18 protein-coding genes and 1 pseudogene are annotated in these 16,999 nt (G+C 43.8%); 3 read left to right on the top strand and 16 right to left on the bottom strand.

Annotation, left to right across the window (positions count from 1 at the left end):
* Nucleotides 1-107: 107 nt before the first annotated feature.
* A complete protein-coding gene (locus tag AB6C75_RS16510; RefSeq protein WP_017092010.1) occupies nt 108-1,007 on the bottom strand; it encodes a LysR family transcriptional regulator in 900 nt (299 codons plus the stop codon).
* Nucleotides 1,008-1,145: 138 nt separating this feature from the next.
* Between AB6C75_RS16510 and AB6C75_RS16505 the strand changes: the two are divergent.
* Nucleotides 1,146-1,993, top strand: a pseudogene (locus AB6C75_RS16505) (DMT family transporter).
* 209 nt (nt 1,994-2,202) lie between these two features.
* On the opposite strand, the gene AB6C75_RS16500 reads toward AB6C75_RS16505, so the two are convergent.
* Nucleotides 2,203-2,682 carry an Sbal_3080 family lipoprotein gene (locus tag AB6C75_RS16500; RefSeq protein ID WP_017081211.1) on the bottom strand — a complete coding sequence of 160 codons (480 nt, stop codon included), beginning with the start codon at nt 2,680-2,682 and terminating at the stop codon, nt 2,203-2,205.
* 195 nt (nt 2,683-2,877) lie between these two features.
* On the opposite strand from AB6C75_RS16500, the gene AB6C75_RS16495 reads away from it, so the two are divergent.
* Complete coding sequence (locus tag AB6C75_RS16495; RefSeq protein WP_372108248.1) at nt 2,878-3,276, top strand: hypothetical protein; 399 nt, start codon at nt 2,878-2,880, stop codon at nt 3,274-3,276.
* 106 nt (nt 3,277-3,382) lie between these two features.
* Here the strand turns inward: AB6C75_RS16495 and AB6C75_RS16490 are convergent, their stop codons facing one another.
* From AB6C75_RS16490 to AB6C75_RS16430, 13 genes are all read right to left on the bottom strand, one after another.
* Nucleotides 3,383-3,700 (bottom strand): heavy metal-binding domain-containing protein, encoded by a 318-nt coding sequence (locus AB6C75_RS16490; RefSeq protein WP_017082406.1) that lies wholly within the window; start codon nt 3,698-3,700, stop codon nt 3,383-3,385.
* Between the two features lie 112 nt (nt 3,701-3,812).
* Nucleotides 3,813-4,583 carry an alpha/beta fold hydrolase gene (locus tag AB6C75_RS16485; protein WP_102496031.1) on the bottom strand — a complete coding sequence of 257 codons (771 nt, stop codon included), beginning with the start codon at nt 4,581-4,583 and terminating at the stop codon, nt 3,813-3,815.
* 292 nt (nt 4,584-4,875) lie between these two features.
* Entirely contained in the window at nt 4,876-5,226 is a 351-nt protein-coding gene (locus tag AB6C75_RS16480) for a cupin domain-containing protein (RefSeq protein ID WP_102561381.1), read from the bottom strand.
* Between the two features lie 222 nt (nt 5,227-5,448).
* Nucleotides 5,449-5,877, bottom strand: coding sequence for a VOC family protein (locus AB6C75_RS16475; RefSeq protein ID WP_102450378.1), 429 nt, complete (start codon nt 5,875-5,877; stop codon nt 5,449-5,451).
* 15 nt (nt 5,878-5,892) lie between these two features.
* Entirely contained in the window at nt 5,893-6,426 is a 534-nt protein-coding gene (locus tag AB6C75_RS16470) for a GNAT family N-acetyltransferase (RefSeq protein ID WP_372108245.1), read from the bottom strand.
* Nucleotides 6,427-6,607: 181 nt separating this feature from the next.
* Complete coding sequence (locus AB6C75_RS16465; RefSeq protein WP_372108243.1) at nt 6,608-6,946, bottom strand: hypothetical protein; 339 nt, start codon at nt 6,944-6,946, stop codon at nt 6,608-6,610.
* A 59-nt stretch (nt 6,947-7,005) separates the two neighbouring features.
* A complete protein-coding gene (locus AB6C75_RS16460) occupies nt 7,006-7,362 on the bottom strand; it encodes a DUF6404 family protein (protein ID WP_017082412.1) in 357 nt (118 codons plus the stop codon).
* Between the two features lie 98 nt (nt 7,363-7,460).
* On the bottom strand, nt 7,461-7,952 hold the full coding sequence (locus AB6C75_RS16455; protein WP_102446738.1) for a GNAT family N-acetyltransferase: 492 nt from the start codon (nt 7,950-7,952) through the stop codon (nt 7,461-7,463).
* 451 nt (nt 7,953-8,403) lie between these two features.
* Nucleotides 8,404-9,144: an alpha/beta fold hydrolase gene (locus AB6C75_RS16450; protein ID WP_372108241.1), complete on the bottom strand. Its 741-nt coding sequence runs from the start codon at nt 9,142-9,144 to the stop codon at nt 8,404-8,406.
* 5 nt (nt 9,145-9,149) lie between these two features.
* Nucleotides 9,150-10,454 carry a TRAP transporter large permease gene (locus tag AB6C75_RS16445; RefSeq protein ID WP_372108239.1) on the bottom strand — a complete coding sequence of 435 codons (1,305 nt, stop codon included), beginning with the start codon at nt 10,452-10,454 and terminating at the stop codon, nt 9,150-9,152.
* A gap of 3 nt (nt 10,455-10,457) precedes the next feature.
* Nucleotides 10,458-10,991 carry a TRAP transporter small permease gene (locus AB6C75_RS16440; RefSeq protein WP_065105462.1) on the bottom strand — a complete coding sequence of 178 codons (534 nt, stop codon included), beginning with the start codon at nt 10,989-10,991 and terminating at the stop codon, nt 10,458-10,460.
* 11 nt (nt 10,992-11,002) lie between these two features.
* Nucleotides 11,003-11,992: a TRAP transporter substrate-binding protein DctP gene (gene dctP, locus AB6C75_RS16435; protein WP_102442422.1), complete on the bottom strand. Its 990-nt coding sequence runs from the start codon at nt 11,990-11,992 to the stop codon at nt 11,003-11,005.
* A gap of 107 nt (nt 11,993-12,099) precedes the next feature.
* Complete coding sequence (locus AB6C75_RS16430; RefSeq protein WP_372108237.1) at nt 12,100-13,110, bottom strand: D-cysteine desulfhydrase; 1,011 nt, start codon at nt 13,108-13,110, stop codon at nt 12,100-12,102.
* Nucleotides 13,111-13,268: 158 nt separating this feature from the next.
* Between AB6C75_RS16430 and AB6C75_RS16425 the strand changes: the two genes are divergently transcribed.
* Entirely contained in the window at nt 13,269-14,225 is a 957-nt protein-coding gene (locus AB6C75_RS16425; RefSeq protein ID WP_372108235.1) for a LysR family transcriptional regulator, read from the top strand.
* A 79-nt stretch (nt 14,226-14,304) separates the two neighbouring features.
* Here the strand turns inward: AB6C75_RS16425 and AB6C75_RS16420 are convergent, their stop codons facing one another.
* Entirely contained in the window at nt 14,305-16,887 is a 2,583-nt protein-coding gene (locus tag AB6C75_RS16420; RefSeq protein ID WP_372108233.1) for a molybdopterin oxidoreductase family protein, read from the bottom strand.
* Nucleotides 16,888-16,999 lie beyond the last annotated feature (112 nt).

The raw sequence follows: 16,999 nt of genomic DNA, 5'->3' as shown, positions 1-16,999 counted from the left end.
ACTCTTTACCATGCTGTTCAAAAAACACTCACGAAAGATCAACACGCCCTAGATACCACGCATGTATCTGAGAGTGAGCGGTTTCTTTCAATGTTACGCTTCACTGTTTACTCATAATCAAAACATTGCTGTTTGAGCCAATGGCCTAACGTTCTGATTTCAAACTGCTTGGCTCTCGAATTTTTGTAGACAAAGTACATATTATCGCCAGTCGGTAAATCGTGCATTGGGATACGAACTAAGTTTTGTTGAAGATCTTGGTCATTAAGAAAGTAGTCGTTCAGGAACGCGATACCTTGATGGTATTTCACGGCCTCAGCGGCCAGTACCATGTGGCTGAATTGGCTAATTTTCACATCCTTTGGCAGGCTGAAACCACCGAGTTCACACCACTTAGCCCAGTCTTTCGCCTCACCGCCTTCCTTGAAGATTGAATTTACTGAAAGTAACTGCTGATCCCATAGTGCCTCTGGCAAAGGTTTATCTTCAATTCTCTGCCACACCTTTTGGCTACAAAACGGATATAGCTGCTCTTTATATAAGAAGTCACTAACGTAGTTTTTCTTTGGCGGATTAGCAGTGATAAAGCAGTCAGCAACTTGATCCGAGAACTCTGGCTCATCGGCCACCATACTTAACGTTAAATCGATTTCTGGATGCTGTTGGCGTAAGTTTTCGAGCCTAGGCACCAACCATTTAACGGCCAAAGAACTGTACATTGCAATCCGAATTTTGCCACTTTCACCCTCGCGGATTTGATAACTGGCTTGCGCGATATTCTGCAATGAATGAGACACCTCTTCGTAGTAACGCTCTCCTATAGGGGTGAGCGATAAGCGCCTTCCCTGACGCACAAACAAGGTTTCACCTAAGTATTCCTCTAGCAAGCGAACCTGATGACTCACTGCACTTTGAGTAACATGAAGCGCTATAGCCGCCTGAGAAAAGCTATTAAAACGAGCGACCGACTCGAAACATTGTATTGCTCTTAAAGGTGGTAATTTCATTATTAGTTTAGCTCATACTAAGTGAATTTTTATCATTATATATGAAACGATTTTATGCATTAAGATTACGCCATCACATTTCTTCATTTTATCTTTAACTCACCTGAACACGCGTCAGTCAATGATAGGAGCTTCATCATGCCTTCAATGTCTGTTGGAATGGCAATGAGTTTACTCATTGTCGGTAATCTAATTGCGGTTTCTCTGATGCCTTAATTAAAACCTTGGGCGAAGATATTGCTGTGTTTCAATTTGTCTTCTTCAGACAGCTAACTGCCGTGTTAATCCTTCTGCCTTTTTGTTTTGGCGTGAGTAAAAAGAGCTTCACCGATGGGCTGAAATGGCATGCCTTGCGCGCGCATATATGGTTACTGGGTGCGATCTTTATGGTGTTTGCCATCAATGCCATGCCATTGGCCACCGCCAACGCTATTTTCTACGCCGCACCTTTGATGATGCTGCCGTTAGCCTTGGTATTTTTCAAAGAGCAACTCAACCGCTACTCAGTGGCTGCTGGAATATTCGGCTTTATGGGCGTTCTGGTCATCATTCGCCCGACAGAGATCGATTGGGCGGCCATTGCAGCGCTTATCGTAGCGTTAACCATTGCCAGCAATAACTTATTGATCCGTAAACTCCCGAAGCACCAAACCGTCGCACAAACCTTGTTGTTAACCAATTTAGCAGGCGTTCCGGCATCACTTGGGCTCGCCATTTGGGAAGGCCGTGAATGGGATTGGTCACCACTGATCACTGCCGCAGGTTCAAGTGGCTTTATCCTCATCTACGCGGCGATATGTGTCGTCACTTACCGATCGGCAGAAAGCAATAAAATCGCCAGTGCTGAATACAGCGGCTTACTCGGTGCGGTGGGAGTTGGGTTGGTCTGGTTTGGTGAAATGCCTGATATTGCAATGGCGATTGGCACTGCAATGATCATACTGCCGCTCATCTGGCTGGCTCGAAATGAAAAGAAGCAAAGATAGCGAAACGTATTGATACCAGGCCCTGAATACCAAGCGAAATTAGTAAAATATCACTTCAGACAAGAGCTTTAATTAATATGAACGATGTGAAGCCGTAACTGTAAAAGCGACGGCTTCACATCTTTGTCTCTTCGTCTCTTCGTCTCTTCGAGCTGAGTTTAAAGAGAAATAGAAAGCGAACAAAGGGATGAGTTAGTCAGCTAATTAGACTAGTTCGTCGCTTTTGAATCGGATGAATTTGCCGCTTTCGTCGCTTCTTCAGCGGTTTTCTTACCAAATACCGTATCCATCATAAAACCAATACGCTTAGATGCATCACCGAACTTGTTCGGGTTAGCCGTATATGGAACTTTAAACTCTACTTCACCTACTCTTTGCCCGTTTTGATAAGCATTGATCTCCGCTTGCTTTAAGAACAACGCTAAGTCCCAGCTCCAATGGCCTTCATACTCCAATGTTAGCTTATCAAGATCGTGCTTCGACTTATCAGGTACGACGGTGTAGGTATAATCGTTATCTTGCAACCAGGTTTCCATGGTATTTAAAAACCCTTCACGTGTTTCAGCGTCTTTAACAATAACAACATCCACTTCAGTCGTAGGTTCTGGAATCGCGCTCCCTGTGTAACGAGGGGCTCCACAACCAGCCAAAATTAAAACCGAAAGCGATAATAGTAGGTATTTTTTCACGTTATATATCCATTAACAGTTAACTGCGTGAATGATACCACATCAAAAACATGACATATTATATAAACAAAAGTTAATCAGACATTCCTTGTTACATAAGGCATTGAAAAATAGCGAAAGAAAAACCAACGGCTATGGGTCTCCTTTGATGAACATTTAAATCATCGCATCATTGAATGCATCACAAGGGATATCATGGAAAAGACACTTCAAACCAAACTGGCGACTAGCCTACTACTGCTGAGAATCGGCATTTTTATCGTATTCTTATTCTGGGGCTTGGATAAGATCCTAGTCCCTGAGCACGCGACAAAAGTACTGTCTGGCTTTTACGGCATCGACATCTCGGATAACGCGATGATGGCTATGGGTGTCGCTCAGCTCGGCTTTTTAGGCGCATTCGTTGTAGGTATGTGGAAGAAGTACACCTACGGTGCCATTTTGGTCTTGCATGCAGGCTCAACCTTCGCCTCTTTTGGAAAATACATGGACCCGTTCAATAACCTTCTATTCTTCGCCTCTTGGCCAATGCTCGCAGCCTGTATCGCACTCTTCTTACTTCGTGACTACGACACTTATAGCGTTGCCAACTAATACAAAGGGCGCCTGTAAATGGCGCCCTGTTTGTTTAGCTTTCAAGAAAACAATAGACCCAACACCGAAGAAATACCAAGTGTCGGTTTTGACTCATGAAGGCTTGTTATGTTCTTAACTTTACCGCAGTTCCGAAAGCCATGATTTCAGACGAGCCGTCCATTATTGCACTAGTAGAGAACCGAATGCCCACAATTGCGTCAGCACCTAAGTCAGTCGCTTCAGAAACTAAACGTTGAATAGCTGTATCCCTAGCCTCTGAAAGCATTTCCGTATAGCCTTTTAGTTCACCACCAACAAGGCTTTTAAAACCCGCCATAATGTCTCGACCAACATGCTTTGTTTGGACAACATTTCCAGTTACAACACCCAGAATCTCCTCAATCTCACGGTTTGGAACACTTTCTGTCGTAGTAAAAATCATAATTTTTCCTTTAGAAGATAATTAATGACATGGATTCCCCCCTACCGAGGATCTGCCACACTTATGTGGTGCTTATTCGCACCGAACACACCATGTCTACTTGAATTACTGATTAGGTTGTTAATATCGCGCGCTTAATGGCTTCAGCTAGCCCATCAGCGTTTTCCCACGCCATTGAATGTCCAGCATCAGAAACAACGCTGATCGCTATATCGTGGTTACTCAGCTCTTCTGTATCGCGGTCAGGTAAAGATTCGCTACCAAATATATAGGTTCTGTTTACGTTCAGAGAATACAACCTATCACGCCAACTCGGGAGCTGCCCTTCTATCAAGGACACGGCTTGCCTGTGCGTACCTATCGCTGAATTCACGGCTAAACTGGCAGCCCATTGAGTATTTTGGTCATCGATGCTGTGTTGCACTATCTGTGCGTGACCGTGATTCATATATTCAAGCTCGGTGAAGCTCGCAATCTTTTTGCTAAAGAACCCACCGCCAGAATCAAGGTTAGCCTCACTCAACACCAAGGCCTGTAGTTGTGGTTGAACTTTTTCAGCCAACACAACTGACACGGCGCCACCCATGCTGTGACCATAGATAACAAATTTATCCAAACCCAAAGATTGAATAAACGCCTCAAGATAAGCCGCGTGGCTACCGATGGAGTAATCGAAATCCAAAGGTTTATCACTAAACCCAGAACCTAATAAATCAACAAGAATGCGCCGATGAGGAAGTAACCAATCACTGGCCGCAACGGCCGGATAATCAAACGAGGAAGCACAACCAATACCGTGTATAAACACAATAGGCATTTCCGAACCGGGAAGATCATGATACCTGAGTATCGCGTTACTCCCCTTTACCTTAAACTCTTTCATTTGTTCCTCTGAAACCAACTGAACACGCTAATAAACTTATGCATACTTCACATGCCAAGCGTGTCGAATCGCTTGTTATAGATGTGCCAATTAAGCCACTGAAAACACAATACGTTCTTTGCTTTCATCATATTTCAGCTCAAGTAAAATACGCCCTTCTCGAAAAATGACCGCAGCCACACCTACACGAACTTGATGATTCACTCTTTACTCCTTATGAATGCCTCATTGCCTAGCGCCTAATCGGGACGGTACGGCACTGCGGCCGTACCAACATTTCTAGCTTGACGCTTTACTTCAGGCTGGCTTGAATGATTAACAACTCAATGTCTTTTTTTGATGTATTAGCCAAGCCATGGGTACCAAAACGTTTATTTACTATCATGTCTCCCGCAGTCACTTTTGTCTCGACACCTTCAATGATCATCGTGCCTTCACCTTTCTGAATAATATACATTTCTTCATCGTCTCCATGAGAGTGCTCCCCCATAGAACTTCCCGGTGGCATGACAACACGGATGGCAAAATCCCAAGCACCATCAAAGTCTTTACGTCTGAACGCACGATAGATGTCTATCGACCCCTCTCCATCATGACTGCTTTCATCTGTTTCTTTATCGCAAGTATAAAAATTACGTATCATAACTCTCTGTATCTCTCTGACTAGTTTCCGCTATTCTGTTAAACAATAAAACGCTACGGTAAGAAGTGGCACTGCATGGTTGAATGCCACGTGTTTAGAATCACTCTAAGCCGTTGTTAGCACTGTTATCCTGAGTCTTACAGGTTTACTTTTAGCGCGCCTGATGAATCCACGATTAGGTTTGATGGTCGATTTGGCTAGTCTGGAAAACAATGAATGAGTTCACACCAAAATCTTCGGTTTTTCTCCGAGGTGTTGAGTGAACCTTAACAAATAACCATCCGGATCTTGGAGAAGAAGCTCACGCTCCCCAGACAACTTTTCACCAATGTCATACCAAGTTTCTTTCATCTCACGAAACAGGGACACTTTGTGGGTTTGGAGACGTTTTACTAGAGGTTCTAAGTCACTTAATTCAATCTGAAAGTTCACACCTCGCCCCAAGGGAGCCTCAAGCTCACCAGTAATCCATCCTTCATCACTGATTTGCTCTAACATCATCTGCACATGCTCTTGTTCGAGATACACAAAATCAGGGTTTTCACGCCTTATGCGAATAGAAAAACCAAGTACATCAACATAAAAGGCAAGCGAGCGCTCAAAGTTGCTAACGGATAGTTCAGGAACCATCGGATTCCAATAATTTTCCATACTTACTTCCTTGTATTAAGGCTCTTGTTGACTGAGTTTTTTCAGAAAGCCTTGCTTAACCTCTGGCCACTCCGAGTCAATAATTGAATACACAACCGTATCTCTTACCGAGCCATCCTTTAAGATTTGATGATTACGCAAGATACCGTCGAGGTTTGCACCAAGCCCTTCAATCGCTCTTCGAGAGACGGCATTCCCAATATGAGTGCGAAACTCGACTGCAATGGCTTCATAGCGCTCAAATATTTGTTTTAGAAGAAGGTATTTACACTCTTTATTTATCAGTGTTCCCCTAGCCGCATTTGAATACCAGGTATAACCAATCAAAGCACGTCTATTTGGTCTATCAACGCCATAGTAACGGGTAGTCCCTACTACTTGATTGGTAGTTTTAGCTCGCACGGCATAAGCTATATTACCTAGATGCATTTGAGCGATAGCATCAACAACGTATTGCTCCATTTTTTCTGGGCTCGGTACATTAGCGAACCATAGCTTCCAATGCTCTCCATCTTTCACGGCCTCGATTAATTCAGATACATGCCCCATAGTAGAGGCTCAAGAGCAACATGCTCACCTTCAATCAGGCTCTGTTCTATCCACATAACTCTCAATTTTCCTTTTATCGCCAACGCGGTGTTAAGTGTTGTGTAACGTTTGCCATTTCACCAAAATGCAAGGCGTAACGTATTCGTCTGGCAAATCTTTGGCTATAGCGCTATTGTAAATATCAAGAAGATATACCTCGAAGAGCAAACTCCGAATTACAAACTTTGAAAACATTGACCAAAGGCTCTTCCCAGCCGAGACAAACTCCAAGCTGATCAACGATTGGTTTCACTTGGCTCTTTGCCACGTTGATTTCAACTTTTAATAACGGGTAGTTTTCGACTTTCCCGTTGCACCCAAACACAGGCGCAGAGCCATCAAGAGCTCGGTGAGAACCGATAACAGAACCAATAGCCCAACAGTGATCATAGTTTCCAATTCTATCGACACCCGACTCATGTAAGGTGCTCAAAACTAGATCTTGTTGCTCAGGCGTACAAAAAATCTCTAGTTTATACATCTAATTTAAACTCCTAAATGCCAAGTATTACGAATCATTTTAACTGCTTGTTATCGCGCTCATCCGTAGTTTTTCTTACACCAATTTTCCCAACTCTTCTCACCCAATTTTTTTCGTGCTTTGACGATTCTGAACGCATTAACAAGCCCCATAAAGAAACCGAAAATAGCAGATGAAATAAGGTAAGTTTTCCAATGTTCGGGCTCTGAGTGCCAAGTAAACATCCACATCAAAGACCCCCAAATTACCGCCATCGATAATCCATACGTCAAGAATACTTTTTGAAGCGATTGAAACACCAGAGGCGTTTGAGACACGTTAGTATATTTTGACCAAATAAAGGCATTTGGCCTCGTTAGGTCTGCAGGGACACCCTTTTCAATAAGGTGCTGCTGAATGAATTTCGCCTTTTCCATCTTTACCTCACTATGCCTATGCCACTTGAATTCTATGACTATGCGACGATTTATCGAGAAGGGTTGTTCAGTGTTACCCACTAAAGGACTAACTAGATTCAATGTGTGTGGGCTGATTGATACACGTTGTTTTCTATCAACGATCCGGAAAACTCAAAAGTCAGTAAACCTATTCGACTAAAACCTAAATGTTCATAAAAGCCATTCGATTCATTTTCTACCCACGTGTACAGCCAGTATTTATTACCAAACTGATTCTCGATTCCATTCAAAAGCTTTCGACCTATCCCTTTACCTTTGAAAATGTTATCTACATAAAGTTTGTCTACTTCAAAGCCATTGCCAGACGTCTGGTAGTGCGATTCAAGGTTAACCATTACGTAGCCTTGAATAACCTCATTTTCTTCACTTACAAACACACGATATTTAGTGGTATTCAATATTTCAAAGAAGTAGGCTGCCGTGAAAGTAGACAAGGCATACTCAGCGTATTCAGTTTTGACCCCTTCTCTCGCATATGTGTCTAGCCAGACTTTAATGGACAATGCCGCTAATTTTACACAGTCGTCTTTTGTCGCTTCCCTGACCATTTCCTCTCCAAGCACAGCAGTTATTAAACTGAATAATTATGATTTTTATCACTAGAGCATTTCTGTCTAATAATTTAACCATCTCATACTTAGTTAAATAACTCATTTAATAACAGTATCTTACCAATATAACCGTATCATACATGACGAAAAGCAGAAGTATTCCGTATAGCTAAAATTGAATGCAGAAATTATGTGAATGTGTGTATTACTTATCATTTCCCTCATGTACTTCTTCATCCAAACAAAGATTGTTGGCCTAGATCTGTATGAGGCGTGATGGTTAGTAAATTATGGATGACGTGATCGTTGATATAATCTCTACCGGATTTGCAAAAAAAACCGACATGATTGTCGGCTTTTCGTTTGGATATAAACTGCAAATAAAGTACTCAAAATGTTCCGGCTGAAGGTCACCTTTCCTGCTCCCTTTGAACTTCTAGCAGAGAAGCTAACCAACGCTTTGTAAAAACTCCCCAAAAGCTACGTTGAAGTGCAATGGTTTCTCAATGTGGGCATTGTGCGCACAATCGTTAATGATACACATAGAACTGTGCTCAATACCCTTCCACAATACTGATACCTGCTCATCCCATGGATAAGTTTTATCTGAGTCCGCCCATATAATTAATACTGGCATTCTGTATTTAGAGACATAGGGTTCACCATTCCAACTGTTCATTGCGATAAGTCCGTTTAGATAGGACTGAAACGAAACCTTGTCTGCAAGTTGCATCGATTGCTTGAGTACCTGAGGCGCTAATTCATTTTTAAACCAACTAGACACTGCCCTCTGTTTGCTGTCGCCATAGGTAAAAGAGGATGCATTCTTGATACTCTCTTGTAATGGTTCAAACCTACCAGGCAAGTCGCCTTTCGGTCCTGTTCCGTACAAGGTCAAACTGGCGACTTGTTCAGCCCATTTATGCCCAATCTGCTGGGCGACCATTCCTCCCATTGAGTGCCCTATTAGGTGAAAACGCTTTATTCCAAGCACTGCAAGTTGTGACATAACATCTTGAGCCATATCTTGAATCGTCTCAAAAGCTGTCTCATCAGAACGTTCACCAAAGCCTTTCAAACAAACAGGGACTACTTGCATGTTTTTCTCTAAAAAAGGTACTTGAGCACTCCAATATTCTGGGCCACTTAAAAATCCATGGATCATCACCAGTGGTACATTAACTTTCATTCACATTACCCCATAACATTTGGTAGCCACACGGCAAGCTGAGGAAAGATAACCATCAGTACAATCAAAAATATCAGAGCACCAATGAAAGGCAAGCAGCCTTTAATGACATCGACAATAGTCAGACGATCTTTCTCAATAGACTGAATAACATACAAATTCAGGCCAACAGGAGGAGTCAATACAGCGACTTCCATTGTTATTGTGTAAATGACACCGAACCAAATCAAGTCAAAGCCTGAAGCTTGAATCAGAGGAAACAAGGTTGGCAGAGTTATGAATGTCATCGAAACAGGCTCTAAGAACATGCCTAAAATAATGTAGAACAAAATAATCAGTGCAAGCGTCGTGTATGGCGATAGTTCCAGAGAAGTAAACAAGCTAGTGAACTCTTGTGGCACTTGATAGTAAGTCATCACAAAACCAAAAAGCACACCAGAAGAAAGTAATAAGCCTAAATAACCCATCGTCTTCATGGTCGCTTTGATTGATTCAAAGAACCCTTTGAGATCCATTCCCCCAACAGTCATAGCAAGTAGCAAGGTAATCACACAAGAGACACCTGCCGCTTCAGTAGGGGTCGCGATTCCCGCATAGATGGAAACTGTAATAATAAGACCGATAACCATCACTGGAATTATCGCGCTCAATGCTAGCCCCCAAGGAATGCTTTCACTGTCATCAGCCCCTGGCACAGATCCTTTTTGTAAGACACTCCACCCTTTAATGATAAGAAAGAAAAAGGAAACCAAAATTAAGCCCGGTACAACGCCCGCAATAAATAGTTGTCCGATAGACTGATCGGTCACTATTCCGTAGAAAAGAAGAATCAAACTTGGCGGGAGCAGAACGCTGAGTGTTCCACCAGCAGCGAGCACCCCACTGGCGAGTTTTTTGTCGTAGCCAAGGTCTAACATTACTGGAAGCGCGACGCCACCAATGGTCAATGAGCCAACCATACTCGATCCACATACAGCGCCAAAGCCAGCACAAGCGCCAACACTCCCGTATGCAGCAGAACCTGTAATTGACACCTTACTATGCATAAACCAATACAGATTGGGGCCTATGTTGGACCTGCCAATCAATTCCCCTAATAACACAAACAGCGGAACCGATAATAAAACGTAATCTACCCACACACCCCACATTTTAAGTTCGGCTGTAACAAGTGTTGTAGAAAAAGACTGAATTGAAAGAAGAAACGGAACGGATGCACCCGCCAGTGCAAATGGGATTGGTAAACCCATCACAATGAATAAAATTAGTAGCCCCATCAAGCCGAGACCAACTTCATACCACTCAAGCATATATTATTCTCCAAGCTTTACTTGAGGCACAGAAGTCGTGCCACGAATTGACTCAAGTTTATGCATTATCGAGTCATAGAGTTTTAAAATAGAAACCAAAGATAAATTGAGTAATGAAACAAAAACTCCGGCCCAAAAATAATACTTAGGCCATAACAATATTTCTGAGGCTGCAAGCGACACATAGGACTTAGATAGCCCTTTAAAGGCGGCCAAAGCGAAAAAAACAGAGATAACCATCATCAGTGAGTTGTTCGCAATTTCCAGATAGTCTCTTTTCCCTTTAGAGAGTTGGTCGATAAAAATCGTTACCTTGGGAAAAGCATCTGCCTTAAGTGCGTATGATAGACCAACGAACGCTAATGGTACTAACATCAAAGCCGTTGCTTCTGTAACCATCCCATCAGGACTACCTATTACGTATCTCATGAATACGCCATAGGTAATCCAGAAAGCTTGGACAATAACGATTACACCACCGCAATACAGTAGTACATTCGTTGAAATATCCAATGCTTTTCTGAATTTACCTTCCATAGTTTCTGTCCCTAGATTGAGTTCGCAGCAAAGAGGTCTTTCATCTTAACTGAAAGCTCTGTTCCACAATCATTCTTCAGCTCGTTTTCCCAAGATGTGGAAATATCGGAAACTAACTTAAGCTTTTGCTCTGAGGTCAGTTCAAGAACCGTACCGCCTTCTTGTATAGCTTCTGCAATCCGCGCATCTACCCACTTTTCATATTGAGGTTTTAGCCAAGCTTCGGTCTCTTTAGCTGCCTCTAGTAGCGCTTGCTGGTCCGTTTCAGAAAGCGAGTCAAATCGCTCTTTATTCATCATGTACATGATGTTGCCGTAAAATATTCCAGCATCCACCATGTGTGGCATCACATTCCAAAGCTTCCAGGAGCTATAAGTTGCTACACCCATGTTGATCCCATCAACAACACCGCGCTCCGCAGATTGAAATACTTCTTTAGGAGAAATAAAGACTGGCTTGCCGCCCCAACCTTCAATCATCTTGCTCACTAGTGGCCCAACAGAACGAACTAGCTTGCCGTTTAAGTTGGAAAATTCTTCAACAGAATTGACCTGCTCGTTGAACCACCACTCTTGGTCATAAGAGTAATTAGAGTTCATGAGAGGAACCAAGCCGTTCTGGTTAGCCTCCGGAGTAATGAGATCACGATATTGAGAATCCATGTCTAACTGCCCGCTCAAATCAACCGCTGACGGATATAATGAAGTGGTTCGATAACATGAAAGTCGATTATCAGCGCTGATCCAGCTGATATCTGCAACCCCGCCTTGTACAGCATCAACCCCTTCACTCCATCCGTGTAGCGTGGAGGATGGATAGATTCTGACTTTCAGATTTCCGTTGGATTTTGCTTCTGCTATTTCCGCAAATTTTTTAAACCCTTCATACCTAATGTCCGATTCATTCACATAGGTAGAAAGCCTAATTACTTCTTTGCTCATTGCATTGAAAGACAGTAATCCACCAATAATTAAGCTGGCTAGTTTGATTGATTTTTTCATGTAATCTCCATTTACAACATTTCATTAAATCTTCTTACTATCAGTATTCAGTACTAACAGTCACGGTTAATAGGTAAGGTCTGATTGAAAAGTCTCACTCCTATCGATTACTCGTAATTAGGGAAGTCAAAGCTGTCACGATAGCCAAATAACGCTTGAGCGCCTCCGGTATGCACAAAGACAATGTTCTCGCCCTTCTTAAAGTGACCATTTCGAACGAGGTCGATAAGACCCGCGGCCCCTTTGCCCGAATACACTGGATCAAGCAAAATACCTTCAAAACGTGAGAACATGTTGATCGCTTCGATCGTTGAAGGTGCCGGAATCCCATAGCCTTCGCCAACATAGTCACAATTCGCCACTACATCTTCGCGTTTTACTGCGTCTGCCGCGCCCATGTGCTCAGCAGTACGTTGAGCCAATTTGAAGACATTGCCTTCTTGAGTTGGTTTATCAACGCGCACCCCGATACCAAGTACTGGAATTTGACTGTTGGTCATCGCAAAACCGGTGACCAGCCCTGCTTGAGTACCAGCACTCCCCGTAGCGTGTACTACGTGGTCAACCTTCAGGTTTCGGTCATTGCTTTGTTTTAAGATCTCTAATGCACAATCTACATATCCAAGAGCACCAATATGGTTCGAGCCACCACCCGGTACGATGTAAGGCTTCTTGCCTTGAGCACGCAGTGTCGCTGCCACATCTTCCATCGCAGCGTTCATATCTGTACCCCCTGGGTACTTAGAGAGATGAGCATTGAATAGCTGGTCTAACATAACGTTGCCGTTAAACTTATAATCAGGGTCATGACTTGCCGTACGATCTTCTAGTAAGACGATGCAATCCATCTTCAGCTTGGTCGCTATCGCCGCCGTTTGACGCGCATGGTTCGACTGTGTGGCCCCTTGAGTAATGATGGTATCAGCACCTTGTTCAACGGCATCAGCCATCAAAAATTCCAACTTTCTAGTTTTATTACCGCCACCAGCTAGGCCTGTACAATCATCTCTCTTGATCCAGATGTTTGGGCCTCCTAACGCTTCACTCAGATTTTTCATTAGCTCTAAGGGCGTATTCAAGTGGGCAAAATTTAAACGAGGATAACGCGATAAATGCATCTCTCTTCTCCAGTCAATGTTTAGTTAGTGGTTTGTTTAACACTGAATTACATTAGCTCGTGATATCGCTCGAAAGATAATGCTTTTTGCTAACAGGGGTGTTAACTTTTGTTTAACAAAAATATCGACATTCATAATTTTGGACAAGGATTCGCCACATGGATTTGAAGTGGATTGAGGACTTTTTACACCTTTCTCAATACGGAAGTTTTGCAAAAGCAGCCAAAGCAAGAAACATCACTCAACCTGCTTTTGGCCGAATAATCAAGCTATTAGAAGAATGGGTAGGGACTGACCTTGTTAATAGGAACACTTACCCAGCGACATTCACTAAAGCGGGATTTCGGTTTCTAAAACATGCGAATGACCTCAAACAACAAATAGACTACGCTCGACTAGAAACGGCCAGGGAAGTTAACAATAATGAAACAAAAGTCACATTTCATACTCAGCACTCGCTGTCTGAATATGTCGTTAATAAGATGATTAATGAATACACCCACGCGTTTAAAACGGCCTTAGTTTATGTCAGCCCAAATAACTTACATGATTCAGTGCAAGCATTTATCGACAACCGATCTGATTTTCTTATCGGCTTATCTTTCAAGGGCAGTCGACTTTATGCACCTAATCCAGAAGTCGAATCTGTCACGATCGGGCATGAGTGCCTAATACCAGTTGTTGCCACTAAAAATGATGGTTTAGCCCTCTACAAAGACTGCAAAAACTCAAGCGTCCCTCTGCTCAGTTATCCATCGAATACTTTTTTCGCACAAGTATTAGAAAAACATGGCTCAATAGCTCAAAGCCTTTGTAGTTTTGATATCGTGTACGAAAACGCCGTCACACATTCTCTCAAATCAATGGCGCTATCGGGCCACGGGGTGGCGTGGTTGCCAGAAGGCTTTGTTCAAGAAGAGCTCGAGCAAGGTTTATTGGTGAGGTTTTCAGAAACCATTTCACCAATTAACGCTAAAATAAAACTCTACCGCTTCTCGACTGAAGAAATGACACCTGGAATGGGGAAGTTGTGGCACCACTTCAAAACGACTAACGTTGAAAACAAAAGGCAAAAGAAACTGGTTACTGACCTTGCAAAGCCAATAGATAGCTAACATAAACGCAGCTACTCCTTTCAAGGTAAGAAGATAAAAGATAAGCCGACAAATACGGCTTATCTTTTAACAGGGTCGCCTAACTGGCCAAGGCACTCAAAAACTCGGCTTCAAACTCTTCATCGGCTTCTCGGGTTAGGCACTCCACTAGCCAGTCGATGCTTTGATGGTCTAGCTTACTGTTCACCACAAAGGCTTGCTTTACGCCAGACTGACCCAGCTTGGCAGAACCGTAGTTCTTGAATGACTTATTGCCGTGGTAATGGAGTGACTTGATTGCCTCAGCGTTAGGTTCTGGCAAGGCATCGAGTGTGTTGGCCAGTTGAATCACCAGCTCCATTGGGTTCTTGGATGATGAGATGCGATACAGAAAACCGCCCTCCACTCTTTGGCGTACCCAGTAATCAAAGCCACTGCAGTCCATCACTTTGTCGCTGACCAAGGCGGCTTCACTGCGATAACCACATGGTTCAACCACTACTGGGGTATGTTTGAACTCTGGCTGACCTGATGCCGCATCGGTATGCGGCAAGATCAGGTCGCATGGTTTGCTGTCTTTGGCGGTCGGTGCGTTCCAATGAATCGGCATGAAGACTTGTTCACGGCGCATCTCTTTGGTCACTACTAAGCGGGCTTGGCACTCCCCTTGTGCGCTGCGCACTTTCACCACAGGATTAATGGTCGCGTGGTTAAACGCATCTAGCCCGAATTCATCCAAGTTCAGTTCTGAAACCGTATCTGGGTGCATGGCGACAAACGGTTCTGGGGTGTGTTCACCTAAGCCTGCCGCCAAACCTGTGCGGCTCATGGTGTGCCATTGGTCTCGGATTCGACCTGTGTTCATGATAAGCGGGAATTCCAGGCTGGTATCGGCAATCGGTTTGTCGTGCTCAACTGCAATAAACTGCGCTTTGCCTGATTCAGTAAAGAACTCACCATTGGTGAACATGCGCTGCTCAATGATCTCTGGTTGATACTCTAATACTGGCCATTGCTGTGGAGTGAGTTCGCCATAACCTTTCTCATCCAGTTGCGTGAGTCCAATTAAGCACAAGTCACGCTCTTTACCTGTTTCATTGCCGAGCGCTGTCATCTCGCAATACTCTTTGAAGATCTCGCCTTCGTGGCGGAACTCGAATTGCTCTTTGAATCCCATTTTTTGCGCGACTTCTTTTAATATCCACCAATCGGGTTTGGCTTCCCCTGGGCTTGGTAATATACGGCGTTGGCGTGAGATTCGACGCTCAGAGTTAGTCACGGTGCCCGACTTCTCGCTCCACCCTTGCGCGGGCAACACCACATCAGCCAAGCGAGTGGTCTCAGTATCGGCAATACAATCCGACACCACCACAAATGGGCACTTCTCTAATGCGGCTTTGATCTTTTCGCTATCTGGCAAACTCACAACTGGGTTAGTCGCCATGATCCACACCGCCTTGATTTTGCCTTCATTCATGGCATCAAACAGGTCAATCGCTTTTAAACCCGCATGTGTGGCTAAGCTGTCGGTTTGCCAGAACTCGCTCACCGTTTGGTGTGATTGCGGATCACCAAATTCAAAGTGCGCTGCTAAAGTATTGGCTAAACCGCCCACCTCACGTCCGCCCATCGCGTTCGGCTGGCCCGTTACAGAGAATGGCCCCATGCCCGGCTTGCCGATTTTTCCGGTCGCTAAATGGCAGTTAATAATGGCATTCACCTTGTCACACCCTTGTGTCGATTGGTTCACGCCTTGGGAGTAAATGGTCAGCACCTTCTCATTCGATGCAAACAAACTGTAGAACTGTTTTAGCTGCTGCTCTGATAACCCTGTGAGCTCAGGAACACTTTTGTCGCCCCAGCCTGATTCGGTGTAACGATATTGAGTTGCAGATCGAATCGACTCAGTAAAGCCTTGAGTGTGGTTTTCTATGTAGTCTGAATCTAGCTTGTCGTTATCGTCGAGGTAGCCTAATAAGCCGTTAAACAGCGCCACGTCTGAGCCTGATTCCAATGCCAAGTGCATGTCGGCAATTTCACAGGTATCGGTATAACGCGGGTCAATGACAATCACTTTTAATGCAGGGTTGGCTTGTTTGGCGGCTCTTAACCTTTGGAATAACACAGGGTGACACCAAGCTAGGTTTGAGCCTGTAATCACAACTAGCTCGGCTTGCTCGAGATCTTCATAACAAACAGGAACTGTGTCTGCACCAAATGCACGCTTATGCCCGACCACGGTTGAAGCCATACACAGCCTAGAATTACTGTCGATGTTGCCACTGCCGATGAAGCCTTTCATCAGTTTATTGGCAACATAATAGTCTTCGGTAAGCAGCTGACCAGACACATAGAACGCAACCGAATCGGCCCCAAATTCTTCGATGGTTTGATTGAATTTGTCTGCGACCAACTGAGTGGCACGGTTCCAGTCCAGCTCTTGTTTTTGCTCATTCTGAATATGAGCAGGCTGTGTTAGGCGTCCTAAAGGCGTGACGGTATCACCAAGCGCAATCCCTTTAGTGCATAGCTTTCCATAGTTTGACGGGTGGTCTTTATCACCACGCACTTCTAGTTTTCCTAACGATGTCGGTCTCGCTTCTATTCCACACCCTACACCACAATAAGCACAGGTTGATTTTATCCAGCCGCTGTTTGAATCGGTCATCCGTTTCTCGCTCAATTATCCATAATTGTAATAACTCAAACCAAGCAAATAGCACGCCACTTAATACCAGCCGACCAAATTGAAATATTTCCCCTTAAAAACAACAAGTTAACTAAAGATAAAATAT

This window comes from Vibrio sp. 10N.237.312.B06 (genome assembly GCF_041464685.1).
GTDB classification, from domain to species: Bacteria; Pseudomonadota; Gammaproteobacteria; order Enterobacterales; family Vibrionaceae; genus Vibrio; species Vibrio tasmaniensis_A.
The sequence above is the reverse complement of the archived record's forward strand: the minus strand, read 5'-3'. Positions and strand labels throughout refer to the sequence as shown.